The sequence below is a fragment of the Myroides sp. C15-4 genome (assembly GCF_050522745.1).
GTDB lineage: Bacteria > Bacteroidota > Bacteroidia > Flavobacteriales > Flavobacteriaceae > Flavobacterium.
This window is the reverse complement of record NZ_JBMVQX010000021.1, coordinates 41,648-63,128: the sequence shown is the minus strand read 5'-3', so window position 1 is coordinate 63,128 and position 21,481 is coordinate 41,648. Positions and strand designations below refer to the sequence as shown.

17 protein-coding genes are annotated in these 21,481 nt (G+C 38.1%); 7 read left to right on the top strand and 10 right to left on the bottom strand.

Annotated elements, in window-relative coordinates; translation table 11 throughout:
• Positions 1-263: 263 nt before the first annotated feature.
• The 4 genes from ACPDHL_RS10510 to ACPDHL_RS10495 form a co-directional block, all read right to left on the bottom strand.
• Positions 264-1,328, bottom strand: a complete 1,065-nt coding sequence (locus ACPDHL_RS10510; RefSeq protein ID WP_430532724.1) for a hypothetical protein — start codon at positions 1,326-1,328, stop codon at positions 264-266.
• 125 nt (positions 1,329-1,453) lie between these two features.
• A complete protein-coding gene (locus tag ACPDHL_RS10505) occupies positions 1,454-1,738 on the bottom strand; it encodes a GNAT family N-acetyltransferase (protein ID WP_430532723.1) in 285 nt (94 codons plus the stop codon).
• A 6-nt stretch (positions 1,739-1,744) separates the two neighbouring features.
• The gene (locus ACPDHL_RS10500; RefSeq protein ID WP_430532722.1) at positions 1,745-2,146 is read right to left on the bottom strand and encodes an OsmC family protein; all 402 of its coding nucleotides are present in this window, start codon (positions 2,144-2,146) and stop codon (positions 1,745-1,747) included.
• A gap of 4 nt (positions 2,147-2,150) precedes the next feature.
• Positions 2,151-3,080 carry a pirin family protein gene (locus ACPDHL_RS10495; RefSeq protein WP_430532721.1) on the bottom strand — a complete coding sequence of 310 codons (930 nt, stop codon included), beginning with the start codon at positions 3,078-3,080 and terminating at the stop codon, positions 2,151-2,153.
• A 522-nt stretch (positions 3,081-3,602) separates the two neighbouring features.
• On the opposite strand from ACPDHL_RS10495, the gene recG reads away from it, so the two are divergent.
• Entirely contained in the window at positions 3,603-5,705 is a 2,103-nt protein-coding gene (recG, locus tag ACPDHL_RS10490; protein ID WP_430532720.1) for an ATP-dependent DNA helicase RecG, read from the top strand.
• 418 nt (positions 5,706-6,123) lie between these two features.
• Here the strand turns inward: recG and ACPDHL_RS10485 are convergent, their stop codons facing one another.
• Positions 6,124-8,205, bottom strand: coding sequence for an LTA synthase family protein (locus ACPDHL_RS10485; RefSeq protein WP_430532719.1), 2,082 nt, complete (start codon positions 8,203-8,205; stop codon positions 6,124-6,126).
• Positions 8,206-8,397: 192 nt separating this feature from the next.
• On the opposite strand from ACPDHL_RS10485, the gene ACPDHL_RS10480 reads away from it, so the two are divergent.
• The 5 genes from ACPDHL_RS10480 to ACPDHL_RS10460 all read left to right on the top strand — a co-directional run bounded on the left by ACPDHL_RS10480 (position 8,398) and on the right by ACPDHL_RS10460 (position 14,815).
• Positions 8,398-9,072, top strand: coding sequence for a response regulator transcription factor (locus ACPDHL_RS10480; RefSeq protein ID WP_430532718.1), 675 nt, complete (start codon positions 8,398-8,400; stop codon positions 9,070-9,072).
• Entirely contained in the window at positions 9,069-10,370 is a 1,302-nt protein-coding gene (locus ACPDHL_RS10475; protein ID WP_430532717.1) for a sensor histidine kinase, read from the top strand. The genes ACPDHL_RS10480 and ACPDHL_RS10475 overlap by 4 nt, the downstream gene beginning before the upstream one ends.
• Before the next feature lie 84 nt (positions 10,371-10,454).
• Entirely contained in the window at positions 10,455-10,934 is a 480-nt protein-coding gene (locus ACPDHL_RS10470; protein ID WP_430532716.1) for an ecotin, read from the top strand.
• 436 nt (positions 10,935-11,370) lie between these two features.
• Entirely contained in the window at positions 11,371-12,726 is a 1,356-nt protein-coding gene (locus ACPDHL_RS10465) for a sensor histidine kinase (protein ID WP_430532715.1), read from the top strand.
• A 64-nt stretch (positions 12,727-12,790) separates the two neighbouring features.
• Entirely contained in the window at positions 12,791-14,815 is a 2,025-nt protein-coding gene (locus ACPDHL_RS10460; RefSeq protein ID WP_430532714.1) for a sensor histidine kinase, read from the top strand.
• A 62-nt stretch (positions 14,816-14,877) separates the two neighbouring features.
• On the opposite strand, the gene ACPDHL_RS10455 is transcribed toward ACPDHL_RS10460, so the two are convergent.
• Positions 14,878-15,369, bottom strand: a complete 492-nt coding sequence (locus tag ACPDHL_RS10455) for a 3'-5' exonuclease (protein WP_430532713.1) — start codon at positions 15,367-15,369, stop codon at positions 14,878-14,880.
• A gap of 331 nt (positions 15,370-15,700) precedes the next feature.
• Positions 15,701-16,117, bottom strand: coding sequence for a CBS domain-containing protein (locus tag ACPDHL_RS10450; protein WP_430532712.1), 417 nt, complete (start codon positions 16,115-16,117; stop codon positions 15,701-15,703).
• 301 nt (positions 16,118-16,418) lie between these two features.
• On the opposite strand from ACPDHL_RS10450, the gene ACPDHL_RS10445 reads away from it, so the two are divergent.
• Positions 16,419-16,661, top strand: a complete 243-nt coding sequence (locus ACPDHL_RS10445) for a VF530 family DNA-binding protein (RefSeq protein ID WP_430532711.1) — start codon at positions 16,419-16,421, stop codon at positions 16,659-16,661.
• A gap of 227 nt (positions 16,662-16,888) precedes the next feature.
• Here the strand turns inward: ACPDHL_RS10445 and ACPDHL_RS10440 are convergent, their stop codons facing one another.
• The 3 genes from ACPDHL_RS10440 to ACPDHL_RS10430 form a co-directional block, all read right to left on the bottom strand.
• The gene (locus ACPDHL_RS10440) at positions 16,889-18,637 is read right to left on the bottom strand and encodes an NERD domain-containing protein (protein WP_430532710.1); all 1,749 of its coding nucleotides are present in this window, start codon (positions 18,635-18,637) and stop codon (positions 16,889-16,891) included.
• Between the two features lie 141 nt (positions 18,638-18,778).
• Positions 18,779-19,759: a deoxyhypusine synthase family protein gene (locus ACPDHL_RS10435; RefSeq protein WP_430532709.1), complete on the bottom strand. Its 981-nt coding sequence runs from the start codon at positions 19,757-19,759 to the stop codon at positions 18,779-18,781.
• 14 nt (positions 19,760-19,773) lie between these two features.
• Entirely contained in the window at positions 19,774-20,973 is a 1,200-nt protein-coding gene (locus tag ACPDHL_RS10430; RefSeq protein WP_430532708.1) for a calcium:proton antiporter, read from the bottom strand.
• Positions 20,974-21,481 lie beyond the last annotated feature (508 nt).

The window sequence follows — 21,481 nt, the reverse complement described above, 5'->3', positions numbered from 1 at the left end:
AAACCGCACAACGAACAAATCGTAGCGAAGCGTAGATTCATCGAACACTAAAATAAATATTAACTAAGTGAGATAAACCGCACAACGAACAAATCGTAGCGAAGCGTAGATTCATCGAACACTAAAATAAATATTAACTAAGTGAGATAAATCGAAGCGTAGCGTAGATTCATCGAACACCAAAACAAATAGAAATTCAGTGAGATCCCGCCTGCAAGTAACACCACAAGAAGAGAAAACCGTCAAGGTTAACTGTCCCCCCCCTATATCTCGTGTTGCAACACATAAACCTTCTGGTACTTTTCCTTTCTAGCTTTACGAGGATGAAACACAATACCTATTTTATTTGCTGTGATGGGGCTAATAGAAGAAACGGCTAAATCATTTGTTTCCAAGGTAAACACCTCACCAGAAAGCAAATTTTTATACCCGCTTTTATTTTTGTTGTACACCAATTCCACCAGTTGATCTTGGCGGATTACGAGCCAACCATTACCGTGTTCGGTTGTAAATTGTACAGCTGTTGTTTCCTCATTTACCTGTTGTGGGTGCCAAGTTCCGAAGAACTCATCCCCTAGGTTGTACAATTCACCATAGAGACAATTGCCTTGTTCGTCAATTTCAACCAAGCCAATTTCGCCATTTTCTTCACATAACAAGTAGGATTTTGTATCAAAAGACAACGAGAGTGCCTCGTGTACAAAAGGAAAATCAAATTCCAACACACGACTGCGTACTTCTTGTCCGCTTTCATTTATTTGACGGTGTAACCAACCCGATTCCACTTCAGTTATGAGGTGTATTTCATTATTTTGCACCCATACCTTATTTCCTTTTGGCATGGGAACGGTAATTTGTTTTCCACCTAAAATATCGTTTTCTTGAAAAGTCAGACAGGTCATCACGTCTTGTTTACTTTCTTTCCAGATATCTACTTCATAAAAGATGGTAGATGCCTTTGTACACCCTACAAATCGTCCCGCTAAATCTTTATCAAAACAGAAATGCCCTGTTTTATCGCGTTTAAAAATGGGTAGAATTTGTCGAGCGGCTGTCTCGTCTTTATCCTCAAGTACTGCAACAAAGTTTGTCGCCATAGGATTTAAGAACAACGTAGGTAGGACACCTTCTGATTCGACGATTTCTCGTCTATTGCCCTCTTCATCGATTAAAGTATACACCAATTCAAATGTAGTCGGGTCTTCAGCATCTGTACATACATAGTTTGCTACTAATAAGCCCTTCTTTGACCAACAACTCCCCATCGCTTGAATAGCAAAAGGTACTTCTATTGTTGAACATAAACCAAAGGATGTTTTTTCATTCATAAAGCAATATTTATAGCAGTTAAACTTCATACAAAGGTAAAAAAACTTAGCAGACAAAGGAGGGTCTTGTCTCCTTATTTTGTCTACTAAGTCTTTTCTATCAATTATTATTACTACTTCCTTAGTTATGCACGCAAATCTGCCAGCTCTGGATGTCTATCAAACATCGCTTTAGCAAAAGGGCACAAGGGCATTACTTTGACTTTTTTTTCTTTGGCAAAGGGAATTACGCCTTCGTGTAATAGCTTTCCGCCTACCCCTTGTCCTTTAAATGCTTCATCTACATGGGTGGCATCGACAATAATCATCGAGTCACCAGCCACGCTATAGGTCATTTCTCCTGCTTTTTTTCCGTCAATCCAAGCGGTAAAAGCACCTTTGGTTGGGGTTTGTTCGTGTTTTATTTCCATGTGTACTTAGTTGTTTATGGCTGTTGCAATGGCAACATTACCCGTTATTATTCGGTGAACTGGACATTTTTCTGCAATTGTCAAGAGGCGTTTTTGCTGATCTTCGTCTAGGTTTCCGCCTATAAACTGAATAGTTCGGTTAAAGTTCGCTATCTTATTGGGTTTATCGTCTTCCATTTCAACCGTTACTACAATTTGCTCGACCGCCCATTTTTTCATATCCATATACATGCGCAAGGTTGCTGCTGTACAGCTAGCCAATGAAGAGGCTAATAATTCAAATGGATTTAATCCTGTATCTCCACCTCCTAAATCGGTCGGTTCATCGCTAATGATCCTGTGTTTTCCTGCTTTTACTTCTGTTTGATATAAGGTTGTGCCTAAAGTGGCCGTTACTTTTACTTCCATAGTTTTATTTTGATGAGTCACTCGTTTTAGTTCTAAAATTTTTCATTCCTTCTGGGAAAGGGACATAGCTTGTATCATCTCCTTCAATTCGTGGAAAGGCCTCATAATTTTGATCAATCCAATCTTGTTTGGCTTTTTCGAGGCGATTGACATCATGGGACACAAAGTTCCAGAGGATGTAGCGTTCTTCTGGCAGTGGATCACCGCCAAAGATGTATACTGTTGTATTGGGAGCCATTTCAAATTCACATAGCGTACTGTCATTGGCAATGAGGATATTCTTATTACCATAGGTATGTTCGCCACTTTTCACTTCCCCTTCAAGGATATACAAGGCTGATTCTCCAAATAAGCCTGCGCCAATATTTATTTTAGCTGCATCTTTGGATTTTATTTCGATATAATATAAAGGGCTGTGTACCGGAACAGGGGATTCATAACCTAAGGCTTTTCCAGCAATTAGTTTATAGTCCACCCCATTTTCTTGCCAACTTGGCAATTCCTTGGCTTCAATATGGACAAAGGATGGTTCAATTTCTTCGAGTTCTTTGGGTAGGGCGATCCAAATTTGCAAGCCGTGCATGACCATATCTGGTCGTTCTTGACGAACATTGACAGGCATGCGTTCAGAATGTACTACGCCACGTCCGGCTGTCATCCAGTTTACCGCTCCAGGTGTGATCTCAACATGGCTTCCCAAGCTATCTCTATGCATAATAGACCCCTCAAAGAGGTAGGTCAATGTAGATAAACCAATATGAGGATGAGGGTCAACGTCTAAATTATCGTGATCTTTTACCGCTACTGGGCCCATGTGATCAATAAAAGCAAACGGACCTACTGTTCTCTTTTGGCGAAAGGGCAGTAATCGCCCCACTAAAAAATTACCTATACTCGCAGCTCTTTCTTCAATAACTAAATCTACATTTGACATAATCTATCAGGTTTTATACGTTTATTTTCTATAGTGGTAAAAATACACCTGTTTTTTCACCTTCTCACTTAATCTACGTTAAGTATCCTTCTAAAATACGCCAAATAACCGAAATATGCCAATTCCCCTTGTTAACTTCTTGTGAAGTTCAGGAAAAAACAACGGGCCTTTTTTTACTTCTTGTTCAACTTTAATTTATAGGTAAGCGCTAAATTGAGCAAGTGATTGCTCACCTCTTTCTTGGTACACTCACGCGATATACCGAAGGTTCATAACTCCACCTATGCGTAGGTTCTTCACAACTTTCATATTGACAATTCCTACATGTCTCCTGATAAATTTTAAAAAAAAGAGAAACGACGTATTTTACCTGTTGTCTATTTTTTGTAAAACATAAGCAATCGAAAAACACAACAAAAGCAAAAAATCACCTTAAACTTGCGAAGGTTTCTCTCAAAAACTCCTTGATGTATTCTGTGAAAAACCCGTATCTTAGGCTTTTAATTAGATTTGATTTAAACCATGTACAATAACTTACTTGACACCCCTATTGAATACTTGAAAGGAGTTGGCCCTCAACGCGGTGACTTACTCAAAAAAGAACTAGGTATTTTTAAGTACAGTGATTTACTACATCTATACCCCAATCGATATATTGATCGCACGCGTTATTATAAGGTCAATGAACTGACAACTACCTTAGCAGAAGTTCAGCTTATCGGTAAAATTATTCACCTTAAAACGGTGGAACAAAAAAGAGGAACACGCTTAGTAGCTACTTTTACAGACGGAACGGGTCAATTGGAGCTTGTTTGGTTTCAGGGATTCAAATGGATCAAAGAGAATTTAAAGCTCAATATGCCTTATGTTATTTTTGGCAAGCTGAATCACTTTAACTATACCTATTCCATGCCTCACCCTGAAATGGAAACCCTGGAAGAACACCAAAATAATTTGGCTTCAACCATGCAAGCGGTGTATCCATCGACGGAAAAATTGGGTGCGCGTATCACCAATAAAGCAATGAATAAGCTTCTGCATCAATTGGTACAGGAAACCTATCCTTTATTTCGCGATTCCCTGCCGGAATCTCTGCGCAGTAAATTGGGGTTAATGCCGATGAATCAAGCGATGGTGAATATTCATTTTCCCAAAAATCCAGATGAGCTGAACAAGGCTCAATTTCGATTAAAATTCGAAGAGTTGTTTTACATTCAGATGCAACTCTTAATTAAAAATATTGCGCGTAAAGGCAAGATTCAAGGATTTCCTTTTACACATATTGGGGAGTATTTCAATACGTTTTACAGCCATCACCTCCCCTTTCCTTTGACCAATGCACAGAAAAGGGTAATCAAAGAAATCCGCAATGACGTAGGTGCACCTGCTCAGATGAATCGTCTCCTCCAAGGGGATGTTGGATCTGGAAAGACGATTGTTGCCTTTATCAGCACGCTATTTGCTTTAGACAATGGTTTTCAAGCGTGTATTGTTGCGCCAACTGAAATCTTAGCTACCCAGCACTTTATCGGCATTTCAGAACTGGCTGCTCCGCTAGGGATTCAGGTAAAATTACTTACGGGCTCTACAAAAACAGCAGAACGTCGGGTGATTCACCAGGACTTAGAAGAGGGCAGTTTACACATTCTCATCGGTACGCATGCCCTATTTGAAGATAAAGTGATCTTCAAAAACTTAGGCTTGGCTATCATTGATGAACAACACCGATTTGGCGTGGAGCAACGCTCAAAACTTTGGAAGAAAAATACCATTCCACCTCATATTTTAGTGATGACCGCTACGCCTATTCCCCGTACATTAGCCATGAGCTTATATGGCGATTTGGATATTTCGGTGATTGATGAGCTTCCTCCTGGGCGTAAACCCATTCAAACCATGCACTACTTTGAAGGAAAACGCTTGGCTGTTTGGCACTTCATTAAACAAGAAATTGCCAAAGGAAGACAAGTCTATATTGTTTATCCCCTAATTGAAGAAAGCGAAACGCTGGATTACAAGAACTTAATGGAGGGCTATGAAGGGATTTCACGAGACTTCCCTCTTCCACAATACAGCGTGAGTATTGTGCATGGCCAGATGACTCCTGCCGAAAAAGACAAAGAAATGGATCGCTTTGCCAAAGGGGAAACTAATATTATGGTGGCTACCACTGTGATTGAAGTCGGGGTAAATGTACCTAATGCCTCGGTCATGATTATTGAAAGTGCTGAACGCTTTGGGTTATCGCAATTGCACCAATTACGCGGACGTGTAGGTCGAGGCGCTGAACAGAGTTTCTGTATCTTGATGACAGGTGATAAATTGAGTAATGACAGTAAAATACGCATGGAAACCATGTGCCGTACCAATGATGGTTTTGAGATTTCCGAAGTCGATCTTAAACTCCGTGGCCCTGGTAATATTATGGGAACGCAACAAAGTGGTACACTCCCACTAAAAATTGCCGATATTGTACAGGATCAGGAGATTTTACACTACGCCCGACATCAAGCCATCCAGTTACTCAAAGAAGACCCCACACTAGAACAACCCGATAATAGTAAAATTAAAGAGAAATTACATCGCTTGAATCAGAATACGAGTATTTGGAATTATATTTCTTAATGGAAAAGGGAGATGGGAGATGGGAGATGGGAAATGGGAAATGGGAAATGGGAGATGGGAAATCGTAACGAAGTGAAAATCGTAACGAAGTGTAGATTCATCGAATACCAAAACAAATATAAGCTAGATGAGATATATTCATCGAATACCAAAACAAAATATAAACTAGATGAGATATATTCATCGAATACCAAAACAAATATAAGCTAGATGAGATATATTCATCGAATACCAAAACAAAATATAAACTAGATGAGATATATTCATCGAATACCAAAACAAATATAAGCTAGATGAGATATATTCATCGAACAAAAAAAACAAATGAGATAAATGACAAATCGAAATGCAGTGAAGATTTCACTGCATTTCGATTTGTCACATAAACAGTTAACTGTAAACTGTTAACCGTTAACTGTTAACCCTCACTTCTACTCGATAGCTGATAATTTGCTATCGCTTTATCTACCAGTCGCTTATCCAATTCTTTTTTGGGTTGCATGTGATATTCCTGATTATTCTTTTCTACCTGAAACTGCTCCACTTTGCGATTGGGTGATAGCACGGTCAGTATATTGTTTTCCAAATACCCTAAATTCTGATAGGTAGCGATAAAGGCGCGTTCGCTATACTGAGGTTTATAGATATCTTGTCCATAAAATTGAGATTCATACGAAAAATGCAACAATCCCAATAGCGTTGGCATGACGTCAATCTGAGAAAGCAAACGCTCTTCCGCTTTGGGTGCAATAAATCCAGGGGCATAAATCACAGCGGGAATGTGGTAGCGCTCCAAGGGCAAGCTTGCTTTTCCTGCGCTCGATGCACAGTGATCGGCAATAATAACGAATACCGTATCTTTAAACCACGGTTTTGTTTTGGCCGTTTCGATAAACGTTCCGATGGCGTAATCCGTGTATTTTACTCCGCCATCTCTGGATTGTGCCTCACCTGCAACCTCGATTTTCCCTTCGGGATAGGTATAAGGTCGGTGGTTGCTGACCGTCATAATATGGCTGAAAAACGGTTGTCCTGTTTTACTATTTGCATCAAATATTTTTAGTGCTTTGGCAAACATATCCTCATCGCATACACCCCAAATATTGCTAAAAGTAATTTCACTTTTATCTAGGGCACTTTTATCGATAATCTCATAGTGATTTCCTCCAAAGAAGGTTTTCATATTGTCAAAATAGCTGTCACCCCCATAGAGATATTGTACGGTATATCCTTTTGATTTCAATAGTTTTCCCATGGAAAACAAATCTGAATTATTCTCCTGTTTAACGATGCTTTCTCCAGCACTAGGTGGTAGCGATAGCGTTACAGCTTCTAGTCCTCTCACTGTGCGATTTCCCACGGCAAATAGATTGTCAAATACCAAACCTTCCTTGGCTATTTGATCGAGATTTGGTGTAATTTGATCCGTATTTCCATAGCGTTCCATGAACGAAGCACTTAAACTCTCTACGGTAATTAAAACAATATTCTTTTTGATCTCGGGAAGCGAATCCACAATATGTTGTTGATTGTTTGGCCCTTGACTCTGATAGATCGAATGGATTAACGCTTGGGCTTTCTCCTCGTCTATTTTTTCATAAAAACGGTTGTAATCCAAGCTACTGCTACAAAAAGCTTGGTAAAATTTATAGCCTCCATTGGCTTGCAACTCATTGTAATATACATTCTCAGTGGATTGAAAACGCGTGGTATACTGTATCATGCCTATACTTCCAAGTGCAAGGATAAAATACCCGAGGCTTACCCCTACTTTTTGTTTCGATGCTATCGGTTGTTCAAAGGCTTGTTTGCTCCCATATACGATAAGATAGGTCATCGCACTCGCCAATACCCCCACGCCAAAAAGAATCGTTTTAATTGGATAGGATTCTGCAATATTTCCCACGACCTCATTGGTGTAAATCAAGTAATCCACAGCAATAAAATTGTAGCGCACACCAAATTCATCCCAGAATAAATACTCGCCTAGTGTTAAAAATTGAATCAATACAACAGCATAAATAAAGATCAGCAGTACATATACACTATAGCTCCATGTAGCACGGAGTTTCGGAAACGCAAAACGCAAGCCAAAACTCACCGTTTTAAACAAAAAGAATCCCTGGGCAATCGTTGGAACGACATTGCCGTATTCGTGAAAAATGGTATTGAAAAAACACACGTACAGCAATAAAGCAAGGTAGGTTCCAAAAATAAAATACCCCCAAGGCTTTTTGTATTTTGCTTGCGAAACGGAAATGAGTTCCAACCAAATAAAAAAACCGATGATCCAAGTAAAACAAGCATCATTGATCAATCCCAATACGAGAAGTTTAAAAAGTGATAAAGCAGTTAAATCCTCTTTGACTGTAAAGGCTAAAACCAAGCGAAGACTAAAACCAAGCACCAGCGCCATCGTGATAAATCGCTTTGCGGTGGTCAACATCAAGGTTAGGCATGTAGTGGATTGGGAAGAAAAAAGGGAAGTAAAACGTTTCATACAAATCTTGATTTTTACAACTAACTGCGACACATAATGCGCAGTTTACAGCTACAAATAGACCACCTCATTTTGTAGAAATTTTGAATTTTAAACTTTTTTCACTTCTTTCTTCAATAAAAAAAAGAATGAAACAAGAAATTCAAAATTTCTATAAATTTATAGGATACCTTTGTTGTAAATCTAGTTTGTATGAAAGTCTTACTCATTGAGGATGAGCGTGAATTATCCCATAATATGGCGCAGTTTTTAGAGGCAAATTACCTGTGTGAACAAGCGTTTACCTATCAAGAGGCACTTGAAAAACTGAAGCTCTACAGCTATGATTGTATTCTGTTGGATTTGGGTCTACCTGGAGGAGATGGGCTTTTGCTTTTGGAAGAAATCAAGGCGCTAAAAATAGATAGTTCTATTTTGATTATCTCGGCTCGAAATGCCTTAGAAGACAAGATTCAGGGGCTCGAATTAGGTGCCGATGATTATTTGGCTAAACCCTTTGCTCTTCCCGAATTGAGCATTCGCATTCACGCCCAACTCCGACGTCGATTGGCAACGGCAACCAACGAATTACAATCGGGAAATGTTACTATTAATCTTTTGAGCAAACAGGTAACGGTAAATAATACCCCCGTTTTGTTGACTAAATCGGAATATGCTTTACTGTTATTCCTGATTGGAAACAAAAAACGCGTGGTGTCAAAAAATGCCATTGCGGAACACCTTTCAGGTGATATGGCTGATATGTTAGACAATCAAAACTTTGTGTATGCTCATATTAAAAATGTAAAAGCCAAATTACAGGATCATCAATGTGAGGGTACCATCAAAACAATTTACGGAATTGGTTATCAATGGATCGAAGAATGAAAAGCTTATTAAATACGTATCAACGTTATTTTATCCTGTACACGGGACTGCTGTTTATAGGCTGTGCTCCTTTGTTTTATTGGGTCATGGAGTTTTGTTATGCCGAAGATTTGGATGAACTAATTGAGTATCGCACCCATGACTTCACCCAAAACTACTTAGAGGAACTTACGATTCCCGAAATAGAGATTTGGAATAGATACAACTACGATTTGCTGATCATTCCACCGGATGCATCTATTGTGGTGAACCAACCTCAACTCATTTCCTTTTTTAATCCCGCAGAAGGTTATGAAGTGGGCTACCGAACGTTGTATACACCGATCACAATAGAGTCACAACCCTATATTTTACTGGCGCGAATTGCCATGGTAGAACCAGGAGATTTGCTTCATACGCTGCTCTATGAATATGGGTTGATTGTGTTGATTTTCTTTTTGTCTACGGTATTCATTCAGCAATTTTTAGCAAAAAAACTGTGGGCGCCTTTTTATCAAACCCTCAATCAGATTGAACATTACAACCTAGAGAAAGGCAATGTACCTGCTTTTGAACCAACTGAAATACTCGAATTCAACCGACTCAATACCAACTTACAGCATCTAATTGCCAACAACCTTATGGTGTATAAGCAGCAACGTGTTTTTATAGACAATGCATCCCATGAACTGCAAACTCCTTTGGCTGTTTTTCGCTCTCAATTGGACTTGCTCTTACAAGATACGGACCTAACCCAAAAGCAGATGCACTTGGTACAGTCGCTATACAACGTGTCTTCGCGTTTCAATCGACTCAACAAAAACCTATTGCTTTTGGCGAAAATTGAAAACAATCGCTTTCAACATTTTCAACCGATTAACTTGGCCGAACTGCTTTCTTCTCAGTGGATGTTTTTCGAAGAATTAGCGGCGGAAAAAGAGGTGTTATTGACCAAAAAAATAGAGGCTACAATCAATGTGGAGGGAATCTATACCCTATTGGAATCCCTATTTAGCAATTTAGTCACCAATGCAATCAAATACACACCTTCAGGTGGACGTATTCACTTAAATCTAGATGCTACAGGTATTCAACTATCCAATACAGGAGCGGTTGCCTTGGATTCAGATCGCATTTTTATGCGCTTTAATCGGGCTACAGAAGAAAAAAACGGCACGGGATTGGGGTTGTCTATTGTACAGGAAATCTGCAAAGTACACCATTGGACTATTTCGTATTCCTTTGCTGAAGAACTCCATCATTTTCACGTGTCCTTTAGCGATGCCGCAACGGAGACAAATGAAAACAAAGAAAGGTAAAACCCTAATTTTTTACTAAAAATTCAGTCATCCACCATTAAATTAGTAACTTTATCGAACTAATTCTTAATAACAAAATTTAGCATGAAAAAAGTAATCGGATTATTCCTTGTTTTTTTAAGTTTAACTACAGGAGCTATGGCACAAAAAGTAGATGTTTCTATTTTCCCAAAACCGGAGAAAGGATACAAGCAAATGGTAATTGAAGTACCCCATTCTAAACAAGATGCAAATAAAAAAATCGAGTTTACGGTAGGTAAGATGATGGAAGTTGATGGTTGTAACAACTATGGTTTAATGGGAACTTTAGAGAAAAAAGACCTACAAGGTTGGGGGTATGATTACTACGTATTTACGAGCAAAGGAGATGTCTTCTCTACACAAATGGGATGTCCAGATGCTCCTAAACGTCATTTATTCGTATCCGCTCAACCTGAAACAGCGCGTTACAATGGTAGAATGCCAATTGTAATCTACGTTCCAGAAGAATATGAAGTAAGATTCAAAATCTTCGTTGCTGATCAAGATGAATACGAAGCGCAAGAGGTTCGAACTAAAAAATAAGGTTTTTTTACAGGTTTCCAATTGGAAGCAGAACAAAATTATACAAAGCCACAGTACTCTTAGCACTGTGGCTTTTTTGATTTTAAATACAGGTGTTTAACTCTTTAATTCCTCCAGAAAACAGCAGCTTAAAACAATCGATTTCACCTCATCGTTTCTTGTCTATTTACTTGTCTATTTACTTGTCTATTTACTTGCCTCTTATTTGCCTTCCCGAATTTCCTTATAATACAAAAAAACAATTATAAATAACAAGCGGCACTTCCTTTCTTTATTCTAAATAATAAAATACCTTTATAGACGCAATTCAATACCCTTGTATCGCTATAAATGGTTCATCACATGCAACAGTATACGCTCTTTTGCTTTCTGAGGATCATCCCGATCCAAGATCAATTCAAGATCGATACAAGGCTGCATATAAAAACTAGTTGTAATGAAAATTCGCACCCGCTTATCTCTTCAATTCTTAGGTTTATTTGCCATTCTGCTTTCTATTGTCCTTGTCGCTATTTATTTTGTTGTGGCCAACCACTGGCAAAAAAATTTCTTTAAGCAATTGGAAGATCGCGCGTATATTGTGGGACATAACTACTTAGCTGAAGACAATTTTACTTTTGCAGAGTTCCAAGAAGTGTTGCGAAAATTTCCTCGCACATTGCCAAAAGAGCAAATCCGTATCTACACGCTTGATTTTAATCCTATTTTTATTGAAGAAAACGAATTGAAATGGGATAAAGCCATTTTGGAAGCTGTTGTCCATGACAACAAGGTTTGGTTTAAACAAGGGGATGACTATGTTTTTGGCGTTTTGTACAAAGATAATTCAGGTGACTATATCGTCATGGCTAAGGCTGTAGATCAGACAGGATTAGATGCGCTCAAACAATTGCGCTCTATTATGTTAATCAGCTTATTGATTGCCCTACTGATTACTTTTGCTCTTTCGCGTTTATTTGCGGAAAGCTTCCTCAACCCGATTAAGAATATCATTCAACACGTGCAATCGCGAAATGTTGATACCTTAGCAGAACCGATTTCTACAACTGAAATGTCCAAAGATGAAATTCGAACGTTGAGTGAAGCCATTAATACCTTATTTGAACGATTACACGAATCCTTCGAAAACCAAAAAGCTTTTGTAGCCCATGCTTCACATGAATTAAAAACCCCTATTGCTGCTGTTTTAGGAACAGCGGAAATTGCCCTAAGTCAAGAACGGGAGCCCGAAGCTTACCAACAGGCTCTACAAGCAATTATACAACATACTTTAAACACGGATCAGATTCTCAATAATTTACTAACATTAGCCAAGTTAGATCAAAATAATCATGTTTTAATGCCCATTCACTTTGAAACGTTTTGGTGGAATACGTTGGACAATCTCCTACTACATCACAGCAAGCTAAAAGTGAATCTCATCTTCAATACTACGGAAGAGTTTCATCACGTTCACATCAATGGAAATGCACAACTGATTAGTCTAGCTCTTTCTAATATTATTCTCAATGCCGATAAATTTTCCCACAATCAAAAGGTTGACGTCATTCTGGATACTACGCCTACAGCGATTGTTATTCAGGTCAAAGATCAAGGCATTGGCATCAAAGCAGAAGACATTGAAAAACTAACTCTTCCTTTCTATCGTTCGTCCAATGCGTTTAGCATACAAGGAACGGGACTGGGTTTATCTTTGGCCTATAAGATTATTTCGCTCCATAAAGGACAGCTAAAAATCGAATCTGAACTTGGTCAATACACCTTAGTTACCATTCAGCTCCCCAAGAGCTAATCTGAAAATACAAGCTACTAAATACAACAACAAATACAACATCCTCCCTTAAACCACTTACTTTATGTTTTACACTTCTGCTTTGTTTTATCGATACTGTACTTTTTTTTTACTGCTTTTACTAATCAGTAGTTGCCATCGCGATCAAATGGCCTATCAAACGGATATTGATAATTTATATGCAATTAAGCGAACACCAGCACAAAAAGAAGAAATCTTTAAAAAATATGAAGCAGATGTAACTAAAATCCTTGAATTACCCCAAACACAAGAACACCATCTTTACCTAGATAGTATTGTAAATCAACTGCGTTGGGCAGGTAATGCCTCTGCTTTTTTTAGTGTATACGACCTAGTTGAACGCGATGCTAAAAAATCCAAAGACTATATACGCCTAGCGCGTTTATACGAAAATGCGGCTGTTTTTTATCACGACAATGAACAATTAGACAGTGTTTATTCTTTTTACTTAAAAGCAGAACCGCTATATGCTAAAAGTGGAGATAGTTTAGCACTAGCAGAAAATATTTATTATCAAGCACGTCTATTGTATAATGTAGGATTTGACAATGAGTCTGAAGCTAAATTATACAAATCGTTGCGTATTTTAAAGAACTCTCCACTCAGTTCCATTTATATCGAATCCAATCAACTGCAATCCTTTTTCTTAGTTATCTCCCAAAAACATCAAGAGGCATTAGCAATGTTATTTGACATCTACGAGAAGCTAAAGAACGATGAGGGGCAACACAAGCTCATCCCAGCAGAAGTTTATCATATGGCAATATCCAATCTCTTAGGTAATATTGGGATGTCTTATTTGGAGCTAGAACAATACGACCAAGCAGAACACTACTTCCTAGAAGCCTTAGCCCATTTTAAACAAGGAGATAACCCCATTCAACTCTATGCTTTGATTAATGCAAACTATTACTATACGCTATACCTTCAAGGCAAAAAAACAGATGTTATCCCAAATCTCATCGAATCCTATACGATCTTCAAGGAATTAAATCACTCCATCTATGCCATTGATATTTGTGATTTAATTTCAATTGTATTATTGGATGATCAACAACCTGAAGCTGCCTTAGAATGGCTCTATACTGGCTATCAGTTGGCTGATCAAAGCAAGCTATACAAGCAGAAAAAAGGCATGATTGAGAGTATGCTTACTTTCTTTCCATCTGAACAAACACCAGCACGCATACAGGAACTTATCGATTTATCGTATTTCATTGAAGAACAAGAAAAAGAAACGAAAGAGAGTTTTGCAAAAATTGAGTATAAAACCTTGATGATTGCCAAAGAAAATGAAGCCCTCAAACAAAAAATTTATTCCATCTCCTTAGCCGCTCTTTTAGCTATTGGTGGTTTACTCTTTGGATTGATCTTTATTCGCTTGAAAAACAAAAATAGAGAATTGGAACATGCCAATAGTCAAAAGTCAAAAAACGAACAGATTTTAAATCTACTTGTGGAAAATAATACCATTGAGAATAGCTCCATATTGAAAGAACGCAATCGCATTGCGAAAGATCTGCATGACGGTGTAATTAACAGTATTTTTACGTTGCGATTTAATACGCAGTTATTGGAGGATCCCAATGAAAAACTCAAGGGGATGTTAGTTGAAGAATTAATTCAATTAGAAAACAAGGTACGCAATATTTCGCATTCCTTTGCGCAGCAGCAAATCTTTCAGGACAAATCTTTTGAAAAATTACTCGTTGAACTGGTGAGTAAACAGTCTAATAAAAACAAAACAAAATTCTCTATTTTCTTTGAACCCAATTTATCATTAGAACACTTAACCACCGTACAAAAAGTAAATATTTATCAGATTATCCAAGAGGCCTTTCAGAATGTAAACAAGCATGCCAATGCGAGTTTATGCAAGTTGAAGATCAGCTTAGAAGCACACAACATCCTCTTTAAGATTCAAGATAATGGCAAAGGATTTAAACGTACTGCCCATCGTGGAATTGGATTAACTAACATGAAAGAAAGAGCCCAACTGATTGAAGCTGAGCTTAGCATTTTATCCAATCCGCAAACAGGAACTGAAATTTCGTTACAACTTAGTTAGTACATTACAGGACATCACATGGATCTCCAACAATTAAATAGTCCATTTGATTTGAACTAGCATTAAAATACCTGTAAAGCAATATGCGCACAAGCCTCTGCATCAGCTAAAGCATGATGGTGATTGTCTAATTTAAATCCCAAGTATTGAGATACAGTATCGAGTTTGTGGTTTGGCAAAGAAGGAAATAGACTCTTTGATTTGCGAAAGGTACAATAAAATGGATTCTGGTGTATCGGTAGATTATAGCTCGCTAGAACCGCTTTGAGGCAGCTCTGATCAAAAGCGCTATTGTGCGCCACCAAAGGTAAATCTTTGATGCGATCGAGTAAGTATTCCCATAGCTCAGGAAACTCCGCAGCTTGAGCGGTATCACTTTGCGTTAATCCGTGTACTTTGGTATTCCAATAGCTATAAAAATTAGGGGTTGGTTTAATTAATTCGTAGTATTTATCTACGATTTTTCTGTCTTCAACAAATACTAATCCAACACTACAAACACTACTTCTATGTTGATTAGCCGTTTCAAAGTCTAGCGCAACAAACGAATTCATTCTTTTTTTTCTTGGTGAACGACAAAGGTAGTATTTTTTTGAGTGGATTGTGCACAGTTGACGGTTAATCAGTTGACGGTTGACAGCAAATCGTAGCGTGGCAAAATCGGAACGAAGTGAAAATCGTAACGAAGTGAAGATTCATCGAACACTAAAACAAAATATAAAATCAGTGAGATATATTCATCGAACACTAAAACAAAATATAAAATCAGTGAGATATATTCATCGAACACCAAAAACAAAATATAAATTAGGTGAGATAAAAGCCAAACAACAAAAGCCTTCTACTCAAAAGAATAGAAGGCTAAAAAGCAAAACTCATCCATCGTTAATACTGAGCGATTAAATAATTAATGAGGTCTGTTGTGGTAACAATTCCAACCAAGGCTTTGTTTTTGTCCACCACTGGTAATGAGTGGAATTGTTGTTCAACTAATAATTCGGCTACTTCTTTAATTGTTATTTCATCGTCTACTACGATGGGATTAGCGGTCATAATATCTTCTAGTTTGTACGCATCATAGATGGCATTAATTGCTTCCACATCCATTTCTGCTGTACTATAACCAATTTTTAAAATGTCATTACTCGAAATAATCCCCACCAACTGATCTCCTTCTACTACGGGAATATGTCGAATATTGTACTCGTTAAATAATTGATTTACTTCGCTTATTTTTTTCGTCGTGGGTACAGCGATTAATACCTTTGTCATAATTTGTGAGACGGGCACTCTTTGTTTCATAGCTAAATTATTTGTTTAGTTAAAGTTCCTTCTATTTTTTTTGTAAAGAGATGATACTTAACAGCTTTATACTCAAAATATTTTCGTAACTTATACTGTTATGGCATTTTTATAAAACGAAGGAAAACTTCCTCTTTCCCTTTTTTGGCTTGGCTTTTTTGGGGAGCGATCACCTTAGCAAGGGAAGAACAGATTCAAAATGTTTATTTTTGCCTTCTAATCCTTATTATTTACAGCTATTTGGGAGGTTTAATCCCCACTACACCAAGAATAAACGGTATCTTTGCAGAAAACAGGTCCTATGGAAACGTCAAAAGATCCCTTACACGGAAAGAAACTCGTGGATATTCTAACAGAATTAGTCGATTACTATCAAGGCTTTGAAGGTTTGGGCAAGGAGATCAACATTCGTTGTTTTACGCATGATCCCAGCATTAACTCTTCGTTGAAGTTTTTGAGAAAAACCCCTTGGGCTAGAGAAAAAACAGAAAGTTTATACCTGTATGTTCTCCGTCAAAAAGCGAAAAATAGAAATGGAAAATGAGTGATGGGAAACCGAAATGCAGTGTAGGTTCATCAAACACCCAAACAAATATAAACAAGGGGAGATAAAGGGGTGAACGTCCCTAAATAGGGTTGACCGTTTTTAAACACTAACTTCATTATTAAATATAGTAATCAATGGTTTGGAAAAAGTACTTTTTCCAAACTATTGATTTTCAAACTCAACAGCTGTCATTTTATCTATTGAATGAGGTGGTCTATTGCATATTAGTCTTCCTCGTGTTCTTGGTAAGGATGCAATTGCCAAATACTTAGATTGTCAATGGCACGTGTACAGCCCACATACCATTCAAAAGGAGTAAATTGATCGGGTTTATCGACAATTAGGATGACATTTCTACGCTCTAATCCCTTGTACTTCAGCGCCGTTGTATATTGCAATACACTTGGTGCTAACGTGAGCTTATCTGGCGTTAGTTCTTCCATTTCCAATTCGACAATTAAATCAGCGACGTTGTTTCGACGTTGCCATACTTTGCTCTGTACCAAAACGATCACATCTTCCGCGATCAAAGAGGAACTCGGATCGTTAATACTATCAATAATAGTTTTCATGGCGTCTTTCAAGGCTTCTACTTCAGCAAACGAACGCAATTCAATTTCGTCGTATTCTTGTTGGTGGTCGGTTACTTCTTCCCATTCTTCAGGTGCTTCTTGAATGTGTTCCGCAATTTGACGGATTTGCGATTTCTGGGCACTTCGTCTTATTTTATGCAGTCTGAAATGAGTAAAATAATCCTTTAAAAAGTAGGCATATTCCGTTACATCTCGACCAAATAGAGAGAAACTCTGATCTAAATCATACAACAACATGACATTACCTTGCGTTAACCCTTCTCCATCACCACAGAGCTTATCGATCAGCAAGGCTAAATTTCGATCCAAGAGATCTTGGGCCTCATCAATAATCATATAGTCATAGTCTGGCAATTGATTGTGTTCTTCTAAATGCTGTAGGGTTTCCTTTACCAGTTGCGCACAAGCCAACGGTTTTAAATAAAAGATTTCTTTTTCGTTTGCTTTGGGATGGTATTTGGCGATCAACTGCTTAAACGTCATGCATTCAATGCGTACATTTCGCTCGTTAAAACGCTGCTGATTATACGCACATAACAAGGAGTTCCAACACAGGTAAATTCCGGTGCGTTCGACTTGCATCTCCGCATAGGCCATCGCCATAGTCGTTTTTCCAGTGCCCGGTGATCCCTCAATCATTAAACGTGGATTCTCCGAAAGGGAATACAAATAGTCTAAATTTCGCTCTTTGAGCCACTGAAATGAATTTCTAGACGCAAAAACATTGGTGTCTTGTACTTTCGGACTAAAGGTATTTACAATATAGTTTAGGTCGTTGTTTTTTAAACTCCTAAAGGTAATGGGGTGTACACTTTGTAATTTCTTTCGAGTATAGCTGTAAATATGCATGAGAAACTTCTCAATGTTGTGATACTCCTTTTTTCGAGTATAATCACTGTAGATCAGATTCTTGTCATAAATGGTATTTTCGATAGCAATTTTTGTCGTTGGAAAGGCCACAGCTTCACAAAATTGCACGTGTTTAAAGTTTGGAAATACTTTATTCATCAGGGTGTACTTATACCCTTTTACCTGTTCAAATGGGTTTTGTGGCAACCATTTCGTATGATCGCCATCTTTAAAACAGAAGCGTCCTTGATCAACCACGACATTGCCCCCTTTCACTTCAAGTACAATAATTCCAAATCGAGAAACGATAATAAAATCGAGTTCTGCATCGGCTTTTGCGCGCTTAATTCTGGTATTATCGTGAAAGGGCAAGCGCAGACTATACCACACATACCAATCGTGTTCACTCTCACTCAGTGATTGAACTAAATCGCCATAAATTAAAAATTCCCCATAGGGTACCTTATTGCCATTGATAATCAGTTGCTCGAGTTCGTCAAGTGGGTATTCAGGATAAATCTTTATTGCCATGATTTTTTCTCCTTTAACATGAAGAACTAATGTAGCCTTTTTTTGCGATAATTATGCACTTCCATTGGCAAAAAGAAGAGGCTTTACAACTAAAAAACCAGTAGCTTGCGCATAGGAGCAAACTACTGGTAAAGAATTAAACTATTTACCTAAGATCCAAGCAAATATAAGTGGAGCAACAATGGTTGCATCCGATTCGATGACATAGCTTGGCGTATCAACATCGAGTTTACCCCAAGTTATTTTTTCATTGGGAATACAACCCGAATACGATCCATACGAAGTAGTAGAATCGGTAATTTGACAGTAGTATCTCCATTTTAATACGTTGTCTTTTTCTAAATCTTGAACGAGCATAGGTGCTACACACATAGAAAAATCACCAGCAATTCCCCCGCCAATTTGGAAGAAGCCAATACCATGTCCTACGGCATTTGCCTCGTAGAAATCCGCTAGCCACACCATATATTCAATACCACTTTTTACAGTAGAAGCTTGCAGTTCTCTTTTGATGACATAAGAAGCAAAAATATTTCCCATGGTTGAATCTTCCCATCCTGGTACGACAATCGGCAGGTTGCGCTCCGCAGCAGCCAACATCCACGAGTTTTTGGGATCAATCTCATAGTCTTGCTCTAAGACACCACTCAACAACAATTTATACATATACTCATGCGGAAAATAACGCTCGCCATTAGCTTCTGCATCTTTCCATATTTTCTCTATATGATGTTGAATTTTGCGGAAAGCTTCTTCTTCTGGAATACAAGTATCCGTTACGCGATTGTATTTGTTTTGGAGTAAATCCAATTCATCCTGTGGGGTTAAATCGCGGTAATTGGGAATTCTTTTATATTGGGAATGCGCCACGAGATTCATGATATCTTCTTCTAAGTTTGCTCCAGTACAACTGATGATATCAACCTTACCTTGGCGAATCATTTCTGCTAAGGATATTCCTAATTCAGCCGTACTCATTGCCCCTGCTAAAGAGACTAGCATTTTTCCTCCTGCGTCTAAATGCGCCTCATATCCCTTGGCAGCATCGATGGTTGAAGCAGCATTAAAATGCAAGAAATTACTTTCCAAAAATTGTGAAACAGGTCCTTTTTTGTGTTCCATTTTGCGTTTTTATATTAAGGATTAAAAATTAACAGCATAAAGACGGCAAACAGCACCAAGTGCATCATACCCATAATAGGTGTTGTTCGTTTGCCCATAAAGGTCATCAAGCTCAACAACAACGTAATAATAAACAAGATCGTTTCCGTAGACGTCATTCCAAATAACACGGTTTTCCCTGTGATCAACCCCACAAGTAAAACCGAAGGAATCGTCAATCCCACAGTCGAAACAAAAGCACCATGACACAAGTTGATTGCTCGTTGAAATTCGTTATTTAACGCTGCTTTTACAGCCGTCATAGATTCAGGGGTAAAAACAATAATTGCAATTAATACACCGCCTAGTAAGGGAGGTAAATTAGCGGCTTTGATTCCGTAGTCTACAACCACAGCCATATGATGTGATAGCAAGACAATAGGCAAAATCATCCCCAATAGAATCAAGGTACGAATGACAATTTCATTTTTATTGATGGGCTCAACTGAATGAACTAGGGATTCATTTTCTCCTGTTCCCTCTCCTCCATTTTGATTAACAGCATCATGCTGAGCAAAGCGAATCTCCATGCTCCCCGCTTTAGGTTGAATATAGAGGTATTTATAACGCTTCATCTGAAACAACAGGAATACGCCATACAATACGATAACAAATCCAGCTAATACAAGGGCTTGTGTAGAGGTAAATGCTCCCCCACCTGCTCCTTGAATGAAATTAGGCAATAACAAACCTATTCCTCCCAGCATGATAATCATGCCTAAATACGATAAGGTTCCCTGTGCATTGTACTCTTGTTCTCCAAACTTCAGTCCACCTAATAAAATACACAACCCAATCACTAGGTTCATAATTATCATCATCACGGAAAAAATAGAATCTTTCCCAATAGTTGGATTTTCCCCAGGTCCTAGCATTACCGCGGCAATTAAAATCACTTCAATGGAAACAATCGAAAGCGTAAGAATAAGCGTTCCATAGGGTTCACCTAGCTTATGTGCTAATTCATCCGCTTCTTTGACTACACCAAAAGCAGCTCCTATAATGGTAAAAAGCAAAACTAAAAAGGTTCCTAAAGCAATTGTTCCCGTGATGGAATCACTAAGGAGGTTTTGTCCAAAAAACATAAATAAAACCACAATCAACCAAACCGAGACGAGTCTAACTCTTGTTTTGGTTGGAAAAATTTGCGATAAAGTGAACGTTTTGTCTGTCATTGTCTTTCAATCTTTTAGGTTAAAAATAACGAGACAAAAGTACAGGTTACCTTAGACTAATTATTTATCCTATGATAAATAATTAAGTTTACAGTTGACGGTTGATTTGCTCGTTGTTCGTTGCTCTTTATCTCACTTAGTTTATATTTTATTTTGGTGTTCAATGAATCTACGCTACGCTTCGATTTGTTGGTTGCTCATTGCTCTTTGTTGGTTATGAGGTCAACTCTATTTAGGGACGTTCACCCCTTTATCTCACCTTGTATATTTGTTTTGGTGTTTGATGAACCTACACTGCGTTTCGGTTTCCATTTCCCTTTTCCAATCTCCCTTTTCCAATCTCACTTTTCCAATCTCACTTTTCCAATCTCACTTTTCCAATCTCACTTTTCTCATCTCCCTTTTCTCATCTCACTTTTCCCATCTCCCTTTTCCCATCTCCCTTTTCTCATCTCCCTTTTCTCATCTCCCTTTTCTCATTTCCCTTTTCCAATCTCCCTTTTCCAAT